The organism is Pseudarthrobacter sp. AL07 (assembly GCF_029960665.1).
GTDB lineage: Bacteria > Actinomycetota > Actinomycetes > Actinomycetales > Micrococcaceae > Arthrobacter.
The window spans coordinates 191093-212595 of the sequence record NZ_JASBRB010000004.1 but is presented as its reverse complement, the minus strand read 5'-3'; the positions used below and the strand labels follow the sequence as shown (position 1 = coordinate 212595).

The following is a 21503-nucleotide window of genomic DNA, read 5'->3' as shown; positions in this document are numbered from 1 at the left end:
GACTGTTGGCAGCAAGTAGTTAAAGCGAGTACCGGCCCCAAAAATACCTATATACCGGCTCCCTGCGGCGCTGCTACTTTCGGAAAACTCAGGAAAGAATGCCCGACGGCGGGGAGCGCCGCCGTCGGGCACTGCACTTAGCGTCGGGCACTTCAGTGAGTCGGACGCGGCAGTGAGTCGGCACGCGGGAACCAGGGGGCAGGTCATGGGGGCAGGAGACGGCGCGGCCGAGCAGTCCAGGCTGGCTGCGGAACGTGTTCAGCGGCTGAAACGCCAGCTCGATCAGGCCGAGCGTGCCACGAAGTCGTGGGATGCCGGTGCAGTGGGCGAGCGTCTGGTGGCGGACAGACTGAGCCGGCTCATTCCGCACGGATGGTACCTGCTGAACGATGTCCCCTGGCCCGGGCGGCCCAAAGCCAACCTTGACCATGTTCTTGTGGGGCCCGGCGGTGTGGTGGTGATCGATGCCAAGAACTGGACCGGCGAGGTCCGGGTCTCCGCCGGTGTCCTGTGGCAGGGCCGCTTTGCCAGGACGCAGTCCGTGGACGGCGCATTAGCGCAGTGCGCCGCCGTCGCGTCCGTGCTGGCCCCGCCCCACCGGCGGTTCGTCCGCCCGTTGATCTGCCTCGCCGGTCATCCGGACCTCTTCGGCATCACCAATTCCGACGTCGCCGTGGCAGGCGGCGACCGCGTTGTTGCTGCTGTCCTGGCGCTGCCTCCGGTGCTCGACCAGCAGACAGTGGTGGGCCTCTATGCGCACCTTGGCGAGCAGCTCACGCAGGAATCTGCTGCTCAAAGTCCTGCGGTGAACTCGCTGACCGTGAAGTCACCGACCGCGAAGCCGCTGACCTCGAAACTGTCGGCAGGACAGGCAGGCGGCGTCGGATCCGGACGCGCCAGGAAACCGAGCGCACAGCAACACGCCGCAGGTGGGTTGACCCGGGTGATGTTCCTGGCTGCCTTTGTGGTTTTTGCTGTCTACGTGCTGCCCTATTGGGGGCGGTAGGACGGGATGGCGGTGCCGGTAGGCCTGTATTGCAGGCGGCGGTAGGCTGGGAATCGAAGACTTCGAATGGGGAAAACATGACTGACCAGCCAACTCCGCGCCCTGACTCGCAAGGGTCCGCCGCCCAGGGACCAGTCGATTCGCCGGCAGGCTACGAGCCGCCGCAGTTTGTGCCGCCGCAGGGCCCCAGCATTCCGGCGCCGCCTTTGTATGACCAGAATCAGTTCGGACGGAACCAGTACGGCCAGCCTGGCGCGGACAGCCAGCCCGGCGATCAGTATGGCGCGGCCTATGCCCAGCCACCAAGCCCTTACGGCCAAGGCGCCAGCCCCTATGGCCAGCCGGCGTACGGGCAACCTGCGTCCGGCCAGCCTGCCTATTACGGCATGCCGGTGCAGCAGCCCAAGGGCCTGAGCATTGCCAGCATGGTCCTCGGCATTTCGTCGGTCCTTCTTGGCTGGTTCATGATTCCGCAGATCGCTGCAATCATCACCGGCCATCTGGCCCTCCGCCGCGAACCGTCGGGCAAGGGCATGGCCATCACCGGGCTGGTCGTGGGCTACCTTTGCCTGCTCGGCTACGGAGCGTTCTGGCTGCTCCTCATCATCGGGCTGATGTCATACGGCACCACCTACGGGTACTGACTCCCGGTCGAAACCGGGGTCGGATAGCGGGGCAGGCTGGCCCCGCCCGCCGCAGACTCCCAAGCAGCGGAAAGGCCCCCGACAGGGGGCCTTTCTTCAGCCGGGGCTGAACAACAAGTTCACACTCTCTCGCGCCGGCGTTCAGCGGCCGGTTCCTGGGCTTCGTGGGTCCTCCGGCGACGCGGGAAGGCCCAGAAGGTGAGTCCTGGCCCGTGTAGTGCGGCTCCGGACGGTCCGGCGGTGTTTCCTGGCGTTCTTCGGGTTTCCGGGCGGCTTGCTTCTTGGCACGCCACCCGAAATCTTCCATCGATGAGTAGCACATCACAGACCTCCTCGTACTGACTGCCCCTTAATCGTCCTCCGGATCGGCCCCGGAGTGGACCCCCGGAGCGGTTCAAACTGTCATCAGAAGCCGAGCTGGGCCGCCACCTGGAGCAGGACCAGTTCCGAGCCCGCCGGCCCCACGAGCTGGATTCCCATGGGCAGGCCGTGCGCTGGCCGCCCACCGGTCCAGTACACGGGAATCGTGATGGCCGGCAGGCCGCAGACGTTCACCATGGAGGACCATGGCGCGAATTCGCACTGCCGGCGGTAATCGCCGTCAGCATCCCCGGGCCATTCCGCAGCCGGCCATGGTTCGTCACCGTGCGTGGCGCCCGTAAACCAGCCCACGGGACGGGGCGTCTGCGCCAGGGCCGGCATCAGCATCAGGTCCCAGCCGCCGTACTGCGTGACGGTGTCGCGCTCGAATTGCCGCAGGAACGCCAATGATTCATTGAGCTCGGCGGCGCTGCGCTGCTGGGCCCGGCGTCTGAACGTGCGGGTCAGCGGGACCAGGAGCGCTTCGCGGTGCGGACTGATCCGGGCGGTTCCGACGGCGGCGGTCCACGCAGTGGTGAAGGCGTCAGGGTAGCGGTTGTCGTAGCGGATGGCGGCTTCGCTGACGGCGTGCCCGGCGTGCTCCAGCATTTCCAGGCCCACCTGCAGCGCGGCTAAGGTTTCGGGTTCCGGGGTCAACGGGAAGGTGGTGGACCAGGGGCTGTCCATGGTCAGGCCGATGCGCAGAGGACGCGGTTCGTGTCCCACAGCGCCGAGATAAATGTTGTCGGGGGACGGCACCAGAGCATCCATCAGCAGGGCCGCGTCGGCCGCGTTGCGGGCAAGGGGCCCCGCTACCACCAGCCGGGCGGGATCGCTTGAACTTTCGCCGGACGGCACCACGCCACGGCCGGGTTTGAGGCCCACCAGGCCGCAGGCGGCGGCCGGGATACGGACGGAACCGCCGCCGTCGGTCCCAGGCGCGAATGGAAGCAGGCCCGCGGCCACCGCGGCAGCGCTGCCTCCCGAGGAGCCACCGGAACTCCGGCTCGGGGCATGCGGGTTGCGCGACGGCGGTGCGATGCGGTTTTCGCTGTACGCCGTCAGCCCAAACTCCGGAACCTGCGTCTTGCCCAATGAGACAACGCCAGCGGCCTTGAGGACTGCGGCCAAGGTGCCGTCGGCGAGGGCCGGTTTGTGGTCAAGTGCAGCGCTGCCGTGGGTGGTCACCACGCCGGCGACGTCGGTCAGGTCCTTGAAAGCCACCGGCATGCCATGCAGGAGCGGCAGGCCGTCCGTCCTGGCCCCGGAGGCCTCTGCGGAGCCGGTTCCGAATTCTTTCCGGAACCGGGCGAACCGGGCATCGGCGGCGTCCGCATCGGCCATGGCCTCTTCTGTAGTGACCGTGACAAAGGCGCCCAACAGCGGATTCTGATCGGCAATGCGGGCCAGGAAATGTGCGGCGACGTCCCGAGCTGAGAGCTCTCCTGTGCGGAGCGCATCCCGCAGTTGGACGGCGGTCAGTTCGTGGATGTCAGCGGTGGAACCGGTTGTCTGCTCAGCGGGCAAAGCCCCTCCTCAGGGTCATTGAGAAGCGTAGCCTGCGTCAGCTTTCGGCAGGCACGGCAGGGCGGCTGACGCTAGGCTGGAGGAAGACCCGTGATTCTCCGAAAAAGGACTCCCATGAGCGATTTCGATTCTGTGCCCGTCAACGACGTCCCGGCCGACGCCGTGATTCTGGACGTCCGCGAAGACTACGAATGGGTAGCCGGACATGCCGCGGATGCTCTGCACGTCCCCCTGGATCAGCTTCCGGCACGGCTTGGCGAGTTGGACCCGGACCAGGACATCCACGTTATTTGCCGCACCGGCGGACGGTCCTTCCGTGCTGCGCAGTGGCTCACCGGCCAGGGCTATACAGCCATCAACGTGGCTGGCGGAATGGACCAGTGGCTCGAGTCCGGCAAGCCTCTTGTGTCCGATAACGGCCTTAAGCCTCTCGTTCTGTAGTTCAACCCGTATCTGTGTCCATCACCCAAGAGGAATCCATGCCCGCGATGCCCGTTACATACGCTTTCCTTGGGCCTGAGGGCACATTCACTGAAGCGGCACTGATGCAGGTACCGGACGCCGCCAAAGCCACGCGTAATCCGGCCTCCACCGTCAATGCGGCGCTGGACATGGTCCGCGACGGCTCTGCGGACGCAGCGATGGTGCCCATTGAGAACTCGGTCGAGGGCGGCGTCACCGCCACCCTGGACGCTATCGCCGGCGGACAGGAACTCCGGATCATCCGCGAAGTCCTGGTGCCCATCAGCTTTGTCCTGGTAGGCCGTCCCGGCATGGAGGTGGCGGATATCAGCCGGATCTCCACCCACGGCCACGCCTGGGCGCAGTGCCGTCTATGGGTGGACGCGAATATTCCGGGTGCGGAACATGTTGCTGGCTCCTCCACCGCTGCGGCCGCAATGGGGCTACTGGGCGACGAAGCTCACTACGATGCCGCGATCTGTGCGCCCATCGTCGCACAGGAGCAGCCGGGGCTGACCGTTTTGGCAGAGAACATCGGCGACAACCCGGGGGCCGTAACGCGTTTCATCCTGGTGAGCAGGCCGGGCGTCCTGCCGGAACGGACCGGTGCGGATAAGACCACAGTGGTAGTCCCGCTGCCGGAAGACCGTCCGGGTGCCCTGATGGAAATCCTGGACCAGTTCGCCACGAGGGGCGTGAACCTCAGCCGGATCGAATCCCGGCCGACAGGTCAGTACCTTGGCCACTACTTTTTCAGCATCGACGCTGACGGGCACATCGCGGATGCCCGGGTGGCCGATGCCTTGGCTGGGCTTCACCGCATCAGCCCGGCCACCCGCTTCCTGGGCTCCTACGGGCGGGCAGACGCCCAAAGCCCCAGCGTCCCGCAACACACCTCGGACGAGGCATTCCGGGCCGCACATGAATGGATCGGGAAGATTCTGCAGGGGGAATAAACGCGGCTGGACGACGACCAGGGCTTCGCCCACAGCGTAGGTCAAGGTACTTCCGCGGGATAGTTACTGTGCGTATGCTTGCCTGATCCACCTGGGGGAGGGACCCCTAACGAAAGGGAGCAGGTCATGAATACCAGCAGCACAGACAATGATGGCCAGGGCATGATCGTTAATCCCAAGCCCGCTGTCGACAATCAGGACTGGGACGGCGACGATGCTGACCGCGCTGACCGCCTGCGCTTCGAAGAGGAACAGGCCATGATCCGTGAGCAGTCCGAGGCGCGTGCCGCGAAGGCCGCCGCCGAGGCTGAGGCGGTCAAGAAGGCAACTGCCTGAGGCCAGGCCCGCTTAGCCCTGCTGGCCTTTCACCCTGATCAGGAGAGACCGCGGCTCCACCCGGACAGTGAGCTTCGTGGCCAAGCCGGATGTGTCGCCGTCTATTTGTGTGGGCATAGGCTCCGGGCACTTGATGACGATACGGCCGGCCCGGTACATCGTCATGATGGGCAGGTTGCCCTTGTGTTTGAAGAGGATTTTCGCATACATGGCGAGCCAGCCGATGGCGCTGCGGGGGCTCATGACCACCACGTCCAGCATGCCATCGTCGATCATGGCTTCCGGGATGAAATCGATCCCGCCCGGGACCAGCCCACAGTTAGCAAACAGGACGCTGCGGATATTCCGGACCTGCTCCGGCTTGCCATCCAGCGCCACTGATACCTTCCTTCGCCGCCCGGGCAGGTGACGCATTCCGGCCTCGGTATAAGCGAGCCAACCCACGGCTTTCTTCAGGCCGTCGTTAGTGTCCGCGAGAATTTCGGCGTCCATGCCGATCCCGCCCATCACCAGGAACGCGTGCTCGGAAGAGTGTCCCGTGCGCGAATTTTCGATTCCCATCCGAGCGGTATCAATGTAGCGTTGGTGGCCAAAAAGCGCTGTCTGCACGTTGGCGTGGAGGTCGCTGACATTCAGATCCACGTTTCGAGCCAGGAGGTTTCCCGTTCCCAAGGGAACCAGGCCCATGGCCACATCCGTATGTGCGAGAGACTCAGCCACCACGCGCACAGTACCGTCGCCACCGCCCACCAGAACGACGTCGGCCTTGTAGTCCAGCGCCGCCCGGGCCTGGGAGTACCCGGGGTCCTCGGCCGTCGTCTCGATGAAGAGAGGCTCGTCCCAGCCGGCGGCCAGGCAGGCGCGCTGGATGGCTTCTTTCGCTTCCGGGGCACGTGCCTTGACGGGGTTAAGGATGACCACGACGCGTTGCTGGGTGAGGCCGGTTTCGTGTGCTTCTTCGTGGACGGCGCTGCGGATGTGCAGGGCTTTGAGCCTGCGGACGCCCCACCAGCTGGAGACGGCGAAGGCAAGCGCCGCCGCGCTCAGGACGTAAAGAAGCCAGTCGTTCATGGTGCTTCAACAGTAGCCCGGCCGCGGCGCCGCGATTCCCGCCGTCCGGCCAGGAGGTGTTGGGTCCGCCGGATTCGATACTCTTGTCTGGTGATCGACGTAAAAGAGCTCAGCGAAAACCCGGACAAGTTCCGTGCCAGCCAGCGCGCCCGCGGCGCAGACGAATCAGTGGTGGACGCGATCATCGCCGCGGACTCCGCCAGGCGTGCCGCCCTGATCCGCTTTGAAAACCTCCGCGCGGAGCAGAACGTTTTCGGCAAGAAGGTGGCACAGGCCAAGGGCGATGAGAAGAAGGCCCTGCTCGCCGAGGTCAAGGAACTGGCCAACACTGTGAAAGCCGCATCTTCCGAAGCGGACGCTGCCCAGGCCAAACAGGACGAACTGCTGCGCACCATCCCGAACCTTATTGAAGACGGTGTCCCCGAGGGTGGCGAGGACGACTACGTGGTGGTCAAGACCGTTGGCACGCCCCGCGGGTTCCCCGATTTCGAGCCGAAGGACCACCTGGAAATCGGTGAGCTGATCGGCGCGATCGACATGGAGCGCGGTGCGAAGGTGTCCGGCTCCCGCTTCTACTTCCTGCGCGGCGTGGGTGCACGCCTGGAGATGGCGTTGCTGCAGATGGCCATGGACCAGGCCATCGAGGCGGGCTTCGTGCCCATGATCACGCCTACTCTGGTGCGCCCCGAAACCATGCAAGGCACCGGCTTTGACGTAAAGCACGACGCCGAGATCTACCGTCTGGCTGAGGACGACCTTTACCTGGTGGGCACCTCCGAGGTTGCCTTGGCCGGGTACCACGCGGACGAGATCCTGGACCTGACGGCCGGCCCCATCCGGTTTGCCGGGCAGAGCTCCTGCTACCGCCGCGAGGCCGGCTCGCACGGCAAGGACACCCGCGGCATCATCCGCGTGCACCAGTTCAACAAAGTGGAGATGTTCGTCTACACCACGGTGGAAAAAGCCGCAGCCGAACACGAACGGCTGCTGGCGTGGGAAGAGGAGATGCTGGCCAAGTGCGAGCTTCCGTACCGGGTGATCGACACCGCTGCCGGGGACCTCGGCATGTCTGCGGCCCGCAAGTTCGACTGCGAAGCCTGGGTTCCCACACAGGGTGCCTACCGTGAGCTCACATCCACCTCGAACTGCACCACGTTCCAGGCCCGGCGCCTGAACATCCGCGAGCGTGTGGTCAACGACGAAGGCGTAGCCAAGGGGACCCGTGCCGTGGCCACGCTGAACGGCACGCTGGCCACCACCCGCTGGATCGTGGCCATCCTGGAGCACCACCAGAACGCCGACGGCTCGGTCAACGTCCCGGCCGGACTGCAGAAGTACCTCGGCGGGATGGAAGTCTTCCCGGTCCTGTAGCATTCGCTGATCCCTGAACGCAGGATTCGGGGGCGTGCCGAAGGTTAATACTCACACCGGGGATAACCGGTGAGTATTTACCGGCTGTTCATGGGCGCTGTGGCCTGCGTCCTAGCCGGTATAGGGGGTCTCTGGTCTACTGGATGTATGACTACATTGACTGAAACCACAGTCGCTGGCATCGATGACCAGCGGATCGCAAACGAATACACCACCAAGTTCATGATTGCCCTGGACGTGGACGGAACCTTGGTGGACCACGACGGGCACATGTCCGTGCCCGTCCGGGAGGCCGCACAGGCCGTGGTCGCGGCAGGGCATGACGTTCTGATCGCAACCGGCCGCTCGCTGAACGCCACGCTGCCCATCATCGAGCAGATCGGCATCCAAAGCGGTTACGCCGTCTGCTGCAACGGCGGCGTGACACTGCGGCTGGATCCTGACCTGGCTGATGGCTACGAGATCATCCATAAGGCCACCTTCGATCCGGCCCCGGCGCTCCGGGCATTGCGGGAGAAACTGCCCACCGCGAAGTATGCGCTGGAAGACGAGGACGGCAACTTCCTGTCCACGGAGCGATTCCAGGACGCCAGCTTCGGCGTAGAGGCTATCGGCGTCGACTTCCAGACACTGCTGGAAGCCACCGCCGTCCGGCTGGTGGTGTTCAGCACCGAAAACACCCCGGAAGAATTCACCGCGACCATCCAGGAGATCGGCCTCGCCGGTGTCACGTACTCGGTCGGATGGACCGCGTGGCTGGACATCGCGGCGGCCGGCGTCACCAAGGCCAGCGCGCTGGAACGTCTCCGCGGCCAGTTGGGGACTGAACCCCACAGCACCGTGGCCATTGGCGACGGCCGCAACGACATCGAAATGCTGAGCTGGGCCGGACGTGGGGTCGCCATGGGCCAGGCCCCGGAGGAAGTCATCGCCGCCGCGGATGAGGTCACGCATTCAGTATTCGAAGACGGCGCCGCGCACGTGCTACGCAGCCTCCTTTAGGGGGCGTACTTGATCAGCCAAAACCCCGCTCAAATCTTCAACGTCGGGGCCGTGGGGCGATCACCGGCGCAGTGCAGTGACGGCACTCTGTAAAGGCGCCCAGCAAAAGGCGTGAGTCAGCAGCAAACCGCGTGGACTCGGCCGCAGTCAGCGCACCTCGAGGATGAGTGACAGCAGCCGTGCGGCGGCGGGACGGGCAGCGTGTTCCTCGTTCCACTGGGCCCTGGCCGCTGCCTTGCTGACGGCCTGGGTGGTGATTCCGAGTTCCTGGGCCACCGCTTTCTGCTGTCCGCGGACGCCCGGGGTCATCAGGTCCAGGACACGCCATTCAGCCCCGGATCTGTCCCGCACAATATGGCCCAAAAGCCGCAGAACGGCCTCGGCCTCGTGGGCGATTTCGGCCACCGGTCCCTCCACAGCAACCGGGATGCGTTCTTTGCTGTTCCGGAGCCGGTCCACCGCACGCCGGGCGTAGATCAGGCCGTGGCCGGAGGCATCCTTGATCTGGTTGGGAAGGGGCTCGTTGACCGGTCCGACGCCGAGTCCCACGTACCAGGAGCCGCAGCGCAGGGCGATCAGGGCAGCCTCCACGGCCTGGTGCGGGCAGTCCACAATGCCCTGGACTTCATCCTCCACGGACCGGTCGAAATCCAGGCGCGCGGGTATATGCCGCAGGTCCTTCAGCAGCTGAGGGACGCGGTCGCCGTCGCGCCGGCTGTCGGTCTGGTTGATGGTCAACGTGAACATGTGGATCAAAGACTACCGGTTAGCAGTTGACCCAAGGCAAGTCAGCGAGGGGTCCTGATTCAGGCAAAGCCTGACCTGCCACAAGGTTGTGCCGCGTCCCTTTCCGTGGGACAGATCTACTTGCGCTCCAACCCGCTGCTGCGGGAGCCCCTCGCCGCGGACCACACCAAGTCCGGGTTCCTGGGCCATTGGGGCACCAGTCCCGGGCTGAACTTCGTCTACGCACACCTGAACCGTGTGATCCGCCGGGACGCGCAGGAAATGCTCTTCATGGCCGGCCCGGGCCATGGCGGTCCTGCCGTAGTGGCGAACGCCTGGCTTGAGGGCACGTACTCGGAAATCTACGGCCAGGTGGGCCCCGACGAGGCAGGAATGGCCGAACTCTTCCGGCAGTTCTCCTACCCCGGCGGCATTCCCAGCCACGCAGCGCCCGAAACCCCGGGGTCCATCAGCGAAGGCGGCGAACTCGGGTACGCGCTGGCCCACGCCTGCGGGTCCGTGTTCGACAATCCCCAGCTGATCACTGCCGCCGTGATCGGTGACGGCGAGGCCGAAACGGGGCCGCTCGCGGCGAGCTGGCACTCGCACAACTTCCTGGATCCGGCCGCGGATGGTGCGGTGCTGCCCATCCTGCACCTGAACGGCTACAAGATCGCCAACCCCACCATCCTGGCGCGCATGCCGCAGGAACAGCTGGAGCAGCTGCTGCGGGCGTACGGTCACGAACCGTATTTCGTGACCGTCAAGGACCCGGACAACACTTAGCAGGCGCACCGGGACTTCGCGGCCGCCGTCGACAACTGCCTGGCCGGGATCCGCGCCATCCAGGACTCCCGCCGGGGCGGGGAGGACGGGACGGGCGCGGCGCACGACGGCGGCACTGCAGCCGGTGCCCCAGGAGACGGCGCTGCGCCGCACTGGCCCATGATTGTGCTGCGCTCGCCCAAGGGCTGGACGGGACCGCGGATAGTGGACGGGCTCCAGGTGGAGGGCACATGGCGGAGCCGCCAGGTCCCGCTGGCGGAAGTCCGCACCAACGGCGCCCACCTGAAACAGCTGGAGGAGTGGCTGAAGTCTTACCGTCCGGAGGAACTGTTCGACGCCGACGGCCGGCTCCGGACCGAGGTAGCCGCGAATGCGCCCACCGGTGACCTCCGGATGAGCGCCACCCCGCACGCCAACAGTGGACTCCTTCGCACGCCGCTGAAGCTGCCCGCCTACGCCACCCACGCCGTTGACGTCGCTGTGCCGGGAACCGAACGGTCCAGCCCGATGATCACCCTGGGCTCGTGGATGCGGGACGTCATCAGGCTGAACATGGAGAACTTCCGCCTCTTCGGGCCGGATGAGACGGCATCGAACCGGCTTCAGGCCGTCTACGAAGTGACCGACAAGGTATGGCAGTACCGGATTGAGGACGTCGACGAGCACCTTGCGCGTTCGGGCCGGGTTCTGGAGGTGCTCAGTGAACACCTGTGCCAGGGCTGGCTGGAAGGCTATCTCCTGACCGGCCGGCACGGGGTGTTCAGCTGTTATGAGGCCTTTATCCATATCGTGGATTCCATGTTTAACCAGCACGCCAAGTGGCTCAAGGTCCACCGCAAGCTCCCGTGGCGCCGGCCCGTGGCGTCGCTGAACTACCTGCTCTCGTCCCATGTGTGGCAGCAAGATCACAACGGTTTTTCGCACCAGGATCCAGGCTTCATCGATCACGCGGTGAACAAAAAAGCCGAGATCATCCGCGTGTACCTGCCGCCGGACGTGAACACGCTGCTCTCGGTCATGGAGCACTGCCTGGCGTCCACCGACTACGTGAACATTGTGGTCAGCGGCAAGCAGCCATCGCCCACCTGGCTGGGCCCGGCCGACGCCGCGAACCACTGCCGCCGCGGCCTGGGCATCTGGGAATTCGCGGGTTCGGAGGTGCCAGGGGAGGACCCGGACGTTGTTCTGGCGTGTGCCGGGGATGTGCCCACGGTGGAAACGGTGGCCGCGGCCGAACTGCTGAAGCGGGGTGTCCCGGGGCTGACGATCCGCGTGGTCAACGTGGTTGACCTGATGCGGCTCCAGGACGTGAGTGAGCACCCGCACGGCCTTCCGGCGTCGGACTTTGACGGCATCTTCACCCCGGACAAACCGATCATCTTCGCCTACCACGGCTATCCCTCGCTGATCCACCGGCTGGCCTACCGCCGCACCAACCAGGAAGGCCTGCACGTGCGCGGCTACAAGGAGGAGGGAACCACCACAACACCGTTCGACATGGCCATGCTCAACGGGATCGACCGCTTCCAGCTGGCCATCGACGCTATTGACCGCGTACCAGGTCTGGCCGAAAAGCACTCGCTGCTGCGGCAGAATCTTCAGGACCGGCGGATCCAGGCCCGCGAATACACACGCACACACGGCGAAGACCCGGAGGAGATCCGGAACTGGGTGCTCAACGCCTGAACAGAAGCAACGCGGGGTCACTTACGGCCGGTCCGGACGCCCAGGATGGGCGCGAAGTGACCCCGCGTTGCAGACATGGTGGGTTACAGCGAGCGGTACTCGAGTGCCCCGGGAATCCCGCCAGCCTGACCAAGGCCGTCGCCGCGGGCAAAGTCCGCCCACAGCCGGCGCATCTCACGGCCCACGGCGTCGATCTCACCCCAGGTCGCGCCCTTGAGGAGCCCTGCGTCGGCCCAGGTCTGCTGGTTTCCGAACAGCAGCGGCAGGTCAACGGTGTGTGCGGCGCGGTAAAAGTTTCCCGGTGCGCCCCAGGACAGCAGGTAGCTGTAGGCCTTGCCTCCCGCGCGGGCGTGGCGGCGGGCAAATTTGCGGGCAGATCGGCCGTATACAGCCTCCGTCACCGCCCAATTAATGGCCCGCACGGCAACGTCACCCAGCACGGGGACCTTGCCCAGCCAGCTGACCACTGGACTCCGGGGAAGGAACAGGCGGGCCTCGTCGGAGGTGTGCCCGATTAGCACCTCGATGCCCGGGGCCGTGGCGTTCCAGGCCGCCTCAACGCGTGATTCAGGTGGCAGCGGGGCGTGCCCGTATTGGGTGCCGAACGGCATGGCTGCCATCAGGCCGTATTTCCGGGCCACCTGGGACACGTGGTCTTCGATGTCCACCACGTTCAGCATCGGGGTGTCTTCCGTGACGGCTTCGGCCGCGATGCCCATGGCGCGGCTCATCTTGTGCCGGCCGCGGGTGATCCCCAAGGGTGCACTCTGGATGATGGCCCGCTGAAACAGGTACGTCGCCTCCGGAGTGGCCATGAGGTGGGCTACGGAGTCGCCGCCTGCGGACTGCCCGAACGCGGTGACCCGCCCCGGATCCCCACCGAAGGCCGCGATGTTGCGCTGCACCCATCGGAACGCTTCCAACTGGTCCAGCAGGCCGAGGTTCGCGGGCCGGCCGGTGCCGGTGGCCAAATATCCGAACAGGCCTAGGCGATAGGTCACCGAAACGACGATGACCCGGTTCTCTGCCACCAGCGACGTGGCATCAAAGATCGCCAGGTCGCCGGAACCGGACGTGTAGGAGCCGCCGTGCAGCCACACCATGACCGGGACGTGCTCGCCGTCGGCAAGCCCGGCCGGAACCGTGATCGACAGGCGCTGGCAGTCCTCACTTCCGGGGAGCTCGCCGTACCGTGTACCCAGGACGTCGTCCAGGAACGGAACGGGGCCCTGCGGGCAGGCGGGTGCGAGGGTGGTGGCGGCATAGTCGGCGGTCCAATCGGACGCGGTCACCGGAAGTTGAAAACGGCCCGCGGTGGCGTAGGGAATGCCGGTGGCCCGCAGCACCGAACCGTCCCGCCACCCGGTGATCGGTCCGCACGGCGGTTGAAAATACGGAGGTTCAAAATACGGGGCACTCAAAGGCTGGAAACTCACCCTTCACCTTAAACCACAACGCGGGGTCACTTCCTGCCCAATTCCGGAGGTGGAATGGGCGCGAAGTGACCCCGCGTTGCAGGCGGTGGGATCAGTGCGTGGCCGGCACGTAACGCTTGATGGAGGCTTCGAGCTCGGCCTCGGCGGCGGCGCGGTCGCCCCAGCCCTCGGCCTTGACCCACTTGCCGGGCTCCAGGTCCTTGTAACGGGTGAAGAAGTGCTCGATTTCCTTAATCAGGAATTCGCTGACATCGCTGATTTCCTGGATGTGGTCAAAGCGGGCGTCAACCGGGACGCACAGAACCTTGGCGTCGCCACCGCCGTCGTCGGTCATATTGAAAACGCCGATGGGGCGGGACTCAACAATGACGCCGGGGTGCAGGTCGAAGTCCTGCAGGAGCACCAGTGCGTCCAGCGGATCGCCGTCTTCGCCCAGGGTGTTCTCGAAGAACCCGTAGTGCGTGGGGTACTGCATGGAGGTGAAGAGGACGCGGTCCAGGCGGACGCGGCCGGTTTCGTGGTCAACTTCGTACTTGACTCGTGATCCCTTGGGGATCTCGATGGTCACGTCGTGCTTCATGGAATGCTCCTCGGCAATTGCAGGGGGTTCGCGGCACAGGAGACGAACAACAAAAAAGGAGTGTCGGTGCCGCCGACTACTATTGAGGATATAGCGAGAGGCCCAGGTTTCAGGAACTTGCGGGGAAATTTCAGGACTTGAGGACCAGCACCAACATGAAGGAAACATCGGGCGCAGGCGCGTTCCGGCGCACGGTTCAGCGCGGGCTGCAGGCCTGGCCCACCGCGCTGCTCTTGGCCGTGATCGTTATCCTGGCACTCCCCGCCGTGTGGCTGGTTGCCCCTGCTTTCGTCGTCCCGCCGCCGGCAGCGACGCCGGTGATGCCCGCCTGGCAGCAACTCCCGGCCACGCTTTCCGCCCGGAAGGGCCTGGCTCCGCTTACGGAGTCGGCGCCCGTTCCGCTGCCCACCGCTGTCGCCGCGCAGCTGGACGCCTTGTTAAAGCCCGACGGCGACGGCAGCTTCACTGGGCTTGTCCAGGATGCGCTCACTGGCCAGGTCCTGTTTGACCGGGGCGGTTCGGAGAGCCGGATCCCTGCCTCCAATATGAAGCTGCTCACCGCTGTGGCCGCCCTCCGGGCGATCGGGCCGGACCGCCGTTTCGGCACCAGGGTTCTAGCTGGGCCCGAGCGCAATCAGGTGGTGCTGACCGGCGGCGGCGACGTCCTCCTGGGCGCCGGTGAGTCCGCGCCCAACCAGGTGATGGGCCACTCAGGACTCGCCACCCTCGCCACCGCCACCGCGGACGCGCTCCAGGCCATTGGAACAACCGGCGAGCTGAAGGTTCTGGTGGACGATTCCCTGTTCAGCGGCCCTGCACTGAACCCCGCCTGGGCTGACGGGGACGTTGCAGCGGGCGAGGTGGCCCCCTTGTACCCGCTGGCGCTGAACTCGGCGCGCTTTGACCCGGCCGTGACCACCGGCCTGCGCCCCCAGGACTCTGCAATCACCGCCGCGGAGGCGTTTGCCGCTCAGCTCAAGACGGCAGGCGCCGCTGCGGGACTTACGGTAGCGGCCGGCGTCGAACGTTACACGGCGCCTTCCGGCGATGCGCTCCCCGCTGAAGAGCCGGCGGTCCTTGCCGAAGTCCAGTCCGCCACGGTGGGCCAGCAGGTGGACCTGATGCTGCAGACCTCGGACAACTATCTGGCGGAGGTCCTGGGCCGGATGGCTGCGTCGGCGGCCGGGGAGCCCGCCAGCAATGACGGCGCCACCTCAGCAGTCCGCACGCAGCTCGTGGACCTGGGGATCCCCACGGACACCATGCGTCTGGCCGATGTGTCCGGGCTGGCGTTGGCGAACCAGGTCTCTGCCCGCCAGTTCGCGGAAGTGGTGCGTGCCATCACCTCCGGTACCGACACCAGGTTGCTGGCTGCGCTGGATGGATTTCCGGTCGCCGGGCTGACCGGAACGCTGGACAGCCGCTACGGGGATGGCACCACGGCCCGCGGCGCCGGCCTGGTGCGGGCCAAGACCGGGACCCTGAACTCGGTGATCGCACTCAGCGGATACGTGGTGGACGCAGACGGGCGGCTCCTGGTCTTCTCGTTCATCGGCAACGGTTTGACGCCTGGCGCTGCAGGTAACAGGGAGGCCCTGGACCGGGCCGCCACGGCGCTCGCCTCCTGCGGCTGCCGCTAAGGCTGGCAACTCGCTAGAACGTAGCGGAATGTCCCGAGTTGGCGGCAGGAGTTGCCTGTGCCGCCGCAGAAACCGGGGACTCCCCGGACAAAGGAGCGCTGGGGCGGTACGGGATCATGGGGTACTCCTCGATGCGGGGCGGTTCTGTGGTCCCTACTTTGCCTGCGCTTGCTGGCAGGGCGCTTTCGGCATCCTGTGCGCCGGATGCGCCTGCGGACATCGCCTGAGGCCCGATGCGCCGGTGACCGTTCGCCGGTCAGCGAACTTAAGGACCATCTGCCGTCCGCTGTGATGTGATGGGGACTATGGAGTCCACTGCGCGTGATTCGTCAGCCCCGGCATCGTCCAGCCCCGCCCAGGCCCTGATTAACTGGGACTTGGCCGCGTCCACAGCGGCCCGGTTGGCCTCCTCGGGGCCCACCCTCAACTCTGCGGAAATCGGCGAAGCCGTGGACAGCCTGCGCCGCCTCGCGGACGCCTCGGTCCCGCACGTCCACGAAATCACGGGCCTCGAAGCCGCAAGGGACCTCCGCGACTCCTCTGTCCTGGTGGTGGACCGGGCCAGCTGGGCCAAAGCCAACACGCAGAGCTTCGCCGTGATGCTCAAACCCGCGATGGAAAAAATGCTCGAAAGCCGCCGCGGCAACGTCAGCCCGGCGGCGGCCAGCGTCAGCGGCGCCGTCACCGGCAGCCAACTCGGCGCTGTCCTGGCGTTCCTGTCCAGCAAGGTCCTGGGCCAGTACGATCCGTTTGCCGCGCTCGCCGAAGGTTCCAAAGCGCCGGCAGCCGGCCGCCTGCTTCTTGTGGCGCCCAACATCGTGGCTGTGGAGCGCGAACTCAACGTCACGCCGGAGGATTTCCGGCTCTGGGTCTGCCTTCACGAACAGACGCACCGCGTGCAGTTTGCCGCCGCGCCCTGGCTCCGCCACCACATGCTTTCCGAGATCGACAACCTCAGCGGGCACCTGCTGGGCAACGTTGATTCGCTGATGGAGCGCGCGTCCGCCGCCGCACGTTCCCTCAGGGACCGGACCGCCACCGGCGATACTCCCGGCCGCGGCGCCATCCTGGACCTGCTGCAGAATCCCGAGGAGAAGGAGTCCCTGTCCCACCTGACGGCAGTCATGAGCCTGCTGGAGGGCCACGCCAATGTGGTGATGGACGCCGTCGACGCCAGCATCGTCCCCTCGGTCAGGACTATCCGGCAGTGCTTCACCGACCGTGGCAAGGAGCGCGGCGTGATGGAGAAATTCATCCGCAACCTCCTGGGCCTGGACGCCAAGATGCGCCAGTACTCCGACGGCGCCAAATTTGTCCGCGCCGTCGTGGCGGTGGCCGGCATGGAGGGCTTCAACAGGGTGTGGGAATCCGCCGAAAACCTCCCCACCGAACCCGAAATCCATGAAGCCAAGCTGTGGGTTGACCGGATGGGTCTGTAGGTGCCCCAGGCCCCGAATGTGCCGGACGCCCGTACGGCTTCACCCGGACGACGGCGGCCCGGCAGGCTCGCGCCCGTCGTCGGCAAGGCGCGCAAGATGGTCCAGAACGCCCTGGCAGAGGCCGGCTATCCGGGGCACGTGCTCGTGGCCTGCAGCGGCGGTCCAGATTCGATGGCTCTCGCGGCGGTGGCGGCCTATTTTGCCCGCCGCGGCCACGTTGACGGGCACGCCCTGACGGTGGGCGGGGTGGTGGTTGACCACCAGCTGCAGGAAGGCTCGGCCCAGGTGGCTGCCGCCGCAGTCCGGACATTGCAAGAACTGGGCCTCTCCCCGGTGGACCTCCGGACCGTTACCGTCGCCAGCACCGGGAGGGGCCCGGAAGCGGCCGCCAGGGATGCCCGCCACGCAGCGCTGGAGGCTGCGGCCAGGGACTACGGGGCAACCGCTATCCTGCTCGGGCACACTCTGGATGACCAGGCCGAACAGGTCCTGCTGGGGCTTGCCCGCGGTTCCGGCACACGCTCGCTGGCCGGTATGCGCCCTGCCCGCGGCCTGTTGCTGAGGCCGTTCCTGGGCCTGCGCCGCGCGGAAACCCTTGAGATCTGTGTCGTCGAGGACCTTGAGCCCTGGCACGATCCCAGCAATTCGGACCCGTCGTTTGCCCGCTCCCGGACCCGGGTGGAAGTACTGCCGCTGCTCGAGGAAAAACTCGGGCCCGGCGTGGCTGAATCGCTGGCCCGGACCGCGTCCATCCTGCAGCTGGACGCTGACTATCTGGAGGACGTGGCAGATCGCACATTTGCCGCCTTGGCCGAGCGGTCCGGACTCGAGATCGGCCTTCCGGAGGAGGCCCTGGGGGATCTTTCCCCGGCCATCAGGTTCCGGGTCATCGCCAAGGCAGCGGCCGACGTCGGGGGCCAACAGCCCAGCTACCAGCGCCTTCTGGCAGCGGAAGCGCTGCTGCGCCGGCAAGGTTCTGCCGGTCCCGTGGAGCTGCCCGGCGGGGTGAGCGTGTACCGGCTGTCCCTCGCCGAGCTGGCCCAGCGGGACACGGCGGAAACTCTGCCCGCGACCCCGGACGGCCCCGACGGCGGCGCCCCCGTTCCCCGTGAAGCGGCCCGCTGTGGGAAGCTAGTATTCCGGCCTCAAAAACCGCCCCAAGAATAGTCGCACCCCGCATCTACACAGGAGCCATTGGTGGATTCAAACGACGTCCAGGCAGACCTCAAACACGTTCTCTACACCAAGGAACAGATCCAACAGCGGATCGCCGAGCTCGCCGCGCAGATCGACAAGGACTACGAAGGCCGCGAAATCCTTCTGGTCGGTGTACTCAAGGGCGCTGTGATGGTTATGGCCGATCTCGCCCGCGCGCTCCACAGCCACGTTTCGATGGACTGGATGGCAGTGTCCTCCTACGGCTCCGGCACCCAGTCCTCGGGCGTTGTCCGGATCCTGAAGGACCTGGACACGGACCTGATGGGCAAGGACGTCCTGATTGTCGAAGACATCATCGACTCCGGCCTGACCCTGTCCTGGCTCAAGACCAACCTGGAATCCCGGGGCACCGCTTCTGTGGAAATCTGCACCGCCTTCCGCAAGCCCACGGCCGCCAAGGTGGAGATCGACGTCAAGTACATCGGCTACGACATCCCCAACGAGTTCGTGGTGGGCTACGGCCTGGACTACGCCGAGAAGTACCGCAACCTGGACTTCGTGGGCACGCTCGCCCCGCACGTTTACGAGTAAAGATTTAGGCACGGCAATGCCGGCGGCGGCCTCTTCGGAGGCCGCCGCCGGCATTTAAGCTGCCGAACGCGCGCTGACCGCTGCCGCGTTGCGCCAGTTACAAGGGCCAAGGCCAGAACCTACCCACATCAGACCAAAGGACCCGCCATCCATGTCCAGTTGCCTTGACGACGCCCGCCCCCAGACGGACCCGGCCGGAACGCCCCACCTGCGCCCGCCCTCCATGACACGGCGCGGGACACCTGGCTCAATGACCCCAACGGCCTGGTGTTTTACCGTGGTAGCTACCACCTCGACTACCGTGCTCACGCTGCGCATCGTCGTCGACCATTGCTCGGTTGAGGTGTTCGCGCAGGGCGGGAAAGTGGTCCTGACCGACCTGGTCTTTCCGCGCGTTGGAAGCAAGGGTTCGTCCGTGTTTACCGAGAGCGGCACGGCCATCCTCCGGAAACTGGCTGTCGCCGCGGCCAGCTGACCTGCGGAGTTCCGCTTTTGCCGTCCGCATCCCGCTACGCCCAGAGGGAACTTTTGCGCAGCACCGTGCGTGAATTACTCCGAACGGTGTATAGCTAGTAGCTGATGCAGGACCACACGCGCGCAGACTCACTCGCCGTGCAGCACTACCAGGAGGGACGGGGCAAGCCCCCGAACAGATGAAAGCTAAGAGTTTCTTGAAGGGCCCGGGCATCTGGATCGTTGTTGTGATCGCCATGCTCCTTGTGGCTTTTGCAACACTGGCTCCCGGTGGTGCGGCACGGATCGATACGGACAAGGGCCTTGAGCTCCTTGCCGACAGCGGCAAGGTTGAGCAGGCAAAAATCTTCGACGGCGAAAACCGCGTTGACCTGACCCTCAAGGACAACCTGGATGTCAACGGGCAGGACAAGGGCAAGAGCGTCCAGTTCTTCTTTGTCGACGCCCGCGCCGCCGACGTCGTCAAGGCGGTCACGGCTGCCAAACCCGCCAACGGCTACACGGACCAGCCGATCGAAAGCAACTGGTTCTCCGGCCTGCTTTCGTTGCTTATCCCTGTCATCCTGCTCGGTGCGCTGTTCTGGTTCCTGATGACCCGGATGCAGGGCGGCGGCTCGAAGATCATGCAGTTCGGCAAGTCCAAGGCCAAGATGGTCAACAAGGACATGCCGCAGGTGACCTTCGTTGACGTAGCCGGTGCGGACGAGGCCGTGGAGGAGCTCCAGGAAATCAAGGAGTTCTTGCAGGAACCGGCCAAGTTCCAGGCTGTGGGCGCCAAGATCCCCAAGGGCGTGCTGCTCTACGGAGCCCCGGGAACCGGCAAGACCCTCCTGGCCCGCGCGGTCGCCGGCGAGGCCGGCGTGCCGTTCTTCTCCATCTCCGGCTCGGACTTTGTCGAAATGTTTGTCGGCGTGGGCGCCTCCCGTGTCCGCGACCTTTTTGAGCAGGCCAAGGCCAACTCTCCGGCCATCATCTTTGTTGACGAGATTGACGCGGTCGGCCGGCACCGCGGTGCCGGGATCGGCGGCGGCAACGACGAACGCGAGCAGACCCTGAACCAGTTGCTGGTTGAAATGGACGGCTTCGACGTCAAGACCAACGTCATCCTGATCGCGGCCACCAACCGTCCCGACGTCCTGGACCCGGCACTGCTGCGTCCCGGCCGTTTTGACCGCCAGATCTCGGTGGACGCCCCGGACCTGATCGGCCGCGACCAGATCCTGCAGGTGCACGCCAAGGGCAAGCCGATGGCCCCGGGCGTTGACCTCAAGGCCGTGGCGAAGAAGACTCCGGGCTACACCGGCGCAGACCTCGCCAACGTCCTGAACGAGGCAGCGCTGCTGACCGCGCGCTCCAACGCCAACCTCATCGATGACCGCGCCCTCGACGAGGCCATCGACCGCGTTATGGCAGGCCCGCAAAAGCGCAGCCGCGTGATGAAGGAACACGAACGCAAAATCACCGCATACCACGAAGGCGGACACGCCCTGGTGGCGGCTGCCCTGAGGAACTCGGCGCCGGTCACCAAGATCACCATCCTCCCCCGTGGCCGGGCCTTGGGTTACACCATGGTGGTCCCGGAGAACGACAAGTACTCCATCACCCGCAACGAACTGCTGGACCAGATGGCCTACGCAATGGGCGGCCGCGTGGCGGAAGAGATCGTCTTCCACGATCCCTCCACGGGAGCCTCCAACGACATCGAAAAGGCCACCTCCACGGCCCGCAAGATGGTCACCGAGTTCGGTATGAGCGAGCGTGTCGGCGCGGTACGCCTGGGCCAGGGCGGCGGCGAACCCTTCCTGGGCCGCGACGCCGGGCACGAGCGCAACTACTCGGACCAGATCGCCTATGTGGTGGATGAGGAAGTGCGCCGCCTGATCGACCAGGCGCATGACGAGGCGTACGCCATCCTCACCGAAAACCGGGACGTCCTGGACCAGCTGGCCCTGGAACTCCTGGAACGGGAGACCCTCAACCAGGCCGAGATCGCGCACATCTTCACGGACATCCGCAAGCGTGACTTCCGCGAGGTATGGCTGTCCAAGGAGACGCGACCGGTCCAGCAGGCCGGCCCCGTTGAGTCCCGCCTGGAGAAGTCTGAGCGCGAAGCCCAGCAGGAAGCCAAGGAGGCCCGCCTCGAGGAACCGCTGGACGCGCTGCCGCCGCACCCGCAGGGTGTCCCGGATGACGCTGCGTTCCAGGGCGGCATCCCCGACTCGGGGCCTGACGCCACGCACGGCTAAGCTTTC

The 21503-nt window shown here is 65.8% G+C and carries 19 protein-coding genes and 1 pseudogene; 15 read left to right on the top strand and 5 right to left on the bottom strand.

Annotated elements, in window-relative coordinates:
- Positions 1-205 precede the first annotated feature (205 nt).
- Together QK290_RS06335 and QK290_RS06330 are read left to right on the top strand one after the other, a co-directional pair.
- The gene (locus tag QK290_RS06335) at positions 206-1006 is read left to right on the top strand and encodes a nuclease-related domain-containing protein (RefSeq protein ID WP_282329826.1); all 801 of its coding nucleotides are present in this window, start codon (positions 206-208) and stop codon (positions 1004-1006) included.
- A 77-nt stretch (positions 1007-1083) separates the two neighbouring features.
- On the top strand, positions 1084-1650 hold the full coding sequence (locus QK290_RS06330; RefSeq protein ID WP_282329825.1) for a DUF4190 domain-containing protein: 567 nt from the start codon (positions 1084-1086) through the stop codon (positions 1648-1650).
- 405 nt (positions 1651-2055) lie between these two features.
- Here the strand turns inward: QK290_RS06330 and QK290_RS06325 are convergent, their stop codons facing one another.
- The gene (locus tag QK290_RS06325) at positions 2056-3537 is read right to left on the bottom strand and encodes an amidase (protein ID WP_282329824.1); all 1482 of its coding nucleotides are present in this window, start codon (positions 3535-3537) and stop codon (positions 2056-2058) included.
- A 114-nt stretch (positions 3538-3651) separates the two neighbouring features.
- On the opposite strand from QK290_RS06325, the gene QK290_RS06320 reads away from it, so the two are divergent.
- From QK290_RS06320 to QK290_RS06310, 3 genes are all read left to right on the top strand, one after another.
- Positions 3652-3978 (top strand): rhodanese-like domain-containing protein, encoded by a 327-nt coding sequence (locus QK290_RS06320; protein ID WP_282329823.1) that lies wholly within the window; start codon positions 3652-3654, stop codon positions 3976-3978.
- A 38-nt stretch (positions 3979-4016) separates the two neighbouring features.
- Positions 4017-4955, top strand: a complete 939-nt coding sequence (pheA, locus tag QK290_RS06315) for a prephenate dehydratase (RefSeq protein WP_282329821.1) — start codon at positions 4017-4019, stop codon at positions 4953-4955.
- Between the two features lie 126 nt (positions 4956-5081).
- Positions 5082-5291 carry a hypothetical protein gene (locus tag QK290_RS06310; protein ID WP_185262232.1) on the top strand — a complete coding sequence of 70 codons (210 nt, stop codon included), beginning with the start codon at positions 5082-5084 and terminating at the stop codon, positions 5289-5291.
- A gap of 12 nt (positions 5292-5303) precedes the next feature.
- Here the strand turns inward: QK290_RS06310 and QK290_RS06305 are convergent, their stop codons facing one another.
- Positions 5304-6362, bottom strand: a complete 1059-nt coding sequence (locus tag QK290_RS06305; RefSeq protein WP_282329820.1) for a diacylglycerol kinase family protein — start codon at positions 6360-6362, stop codon at positions 5304-5306.
- Positions 6363-6452: 90 nt separating this feature from the next.
- Between QK290_RS06305 and serS the strand changes: the two genes are divergently transcribed.
- Both serS and QK290_RS06295 read left to right on the top strand, forming a co-directional pair.
- On the top strand, positions 6453-7733 hold the full coding sequence (gene serS / locus QK290_RS06300) for a serine--tRNA ligase (protein WP_282329819.1): 1281 nt from the start codon (positions 6453-6455) through the stop codon (positions 7731-7733).
- A 147-nt stretch (positions 7734-7880) separates the two neighbouring features.
- Entirely contained in the window at positions 7881-8735 is an 855-nt protein-coding gene (locus QK290_RS06295) for an HAD family hydrolase (protein ID WP_282329818.1), read from the top strand.
- Between the two features lie 147 nt (positions 8736-8882).
- Here QK290_RS06295 and QK290_RS06290 read toward each other — a convergent pair whose 3' ends face one another.
- The gene (locus tag QK290_RS06290) at positions 8883-9482 is read right to left on the bottom strand and encodes a hypothetical protein (protein ID WP_282329817.1); all 600 of its coding nucleotides are present in this window, start codon (positions 9480-9482) and stop codon (positions 8883-8885) included.
- Positions 9483-9581: 99 nt separating this feature from the next.
- On the opposite strand from QK290_RS06290, the pseudogene QK290_RS06285 reads away from it, so the two are divergent.
- Positions 9582-11933: pseudogene (locus tag QK290_RS06285) on the top strand (phosphoketolase family protein); the annotation flags it as partial.
- Between the two features lie 83 nt (positions 11934-12016).
- On the opposite strand, the gene QK290_RS06280 reads toward QK290_RS06285, so the two are convergent.
- Both QK290_RS06280 and QK290_RS06275 read right to left on the bottom strand, forming a co-directional pair.
- Positions 12017-13369: a carboxylesterase family protein gene (locus tag QK290_RS06280; RefSeq protein WP_282329816.1), complete on the bottom strand. Its 1353-nt coding sequence runs from the start codon at positions 13367-13369 to the stop codon at positions 12017-12019.
- Between the two features lie 91 nt (positions 13370-13460).
- A complete protein-coding gene (locus QK290_RS06275) occupies positions 13461-13949 on the bottom strand; it encodes an inorganic diphosphatase (RefSeq protein WP_282329815.1) in 489 nt (162 codons plus the stop codon).
- Positions 13950-14104: 155 nt separating this feature from the next.
- On the opposite strand from QK290_RS06275, the gene dacB reads away from it, so the two are divergent.
- From dacB to ftsH, 7 genes are all read left to right on the top strand, one after another.
- The gene (dacB, locus tag QK290_RS06270) at positions 14105-15589 is read left to right on the top strand and encodes a D-alanyl-D-alanine carboxypeptidase/D-alanyl-D-alanine-endopeptidase (RefSeq protein ID WP_282329814.1); all 1485 of its coding nucleotides are present in this window, start codon (positions 14105-14107) and stop codon (positions 15587-15589) included.
- 305 nt (positions 15590-15894) lie between these two features.
- On the top strand, positions 15895-17028 hold the full coding sequence (locus QK290_RS06265; RefSeq protein WP_282329813.1) for a zinc-dependent metalloprotease: 1134 nt from the start codon (positions 15895-15897) through the stop codon (positions 17026-17028).
- Between the two features lie 96 nt (positions 17029-17124).
- The gene (gene tilS, locus QK290_RS06260; protein ID WP_282329873.1) at positions 17125-18195 is read left to right on the top strand and encodes a tRNA lysidine(34) synthetase TilS; all 1071 of its coding nucleotides are present in this window, start codon (positions 17125-17127) and stop codon (positions 18193-18195) included.
- Positions 18196-18225: 30 nt separating this feature from the next.
- Positions 18226-18777: a hypoxanthine phosphoribosyltransferase gene (gene hpt, locus QK290_RS06255; RefSeq protein ID WP_282329812.1), complete on the top strand. Its 552-nt coding sequence runs from the start codon at positions 18226-18228 to the stop codon at positions 18775-18777.
- A gap of 264 nt (positions 18778-19041) precedes the next feature.
- Positions 19042-19119, top strand: coding sequence for a hypothetical protein (locus QK290_RS18635; protein WP_348994442.1), 78 nt, complete (start codon positions 19042-19044; stop codon positions 19117-19119).
- 1 nt (position 19120) lies between these two features.
- Positions 19121-19252, top strand: a complete 132-nt coding sequence (locus tag QK290_RS06250) for a GH32 C-terminal domain-containing protein (protein ID WP_348994443.1) — start codon at positions 19121-19123, stop codon at positions 19250-19252.
- Positions 19253-19430: 178 nt separating this feature from the next.
- Positions 19431-21497: an ATP-dependent zinc metalloprotease FtsH gene (ftsH, locus tag QK290_RS06245; RefSeq protein WP_282329811.1), complete on the top strand. Its 2067-nt coding sequence runs from the start codon at positions 19431-19433 to the stop codon at positions 21495-21497.
- Positions 21498-21503 lie beyond the last annotated feature (6 nt).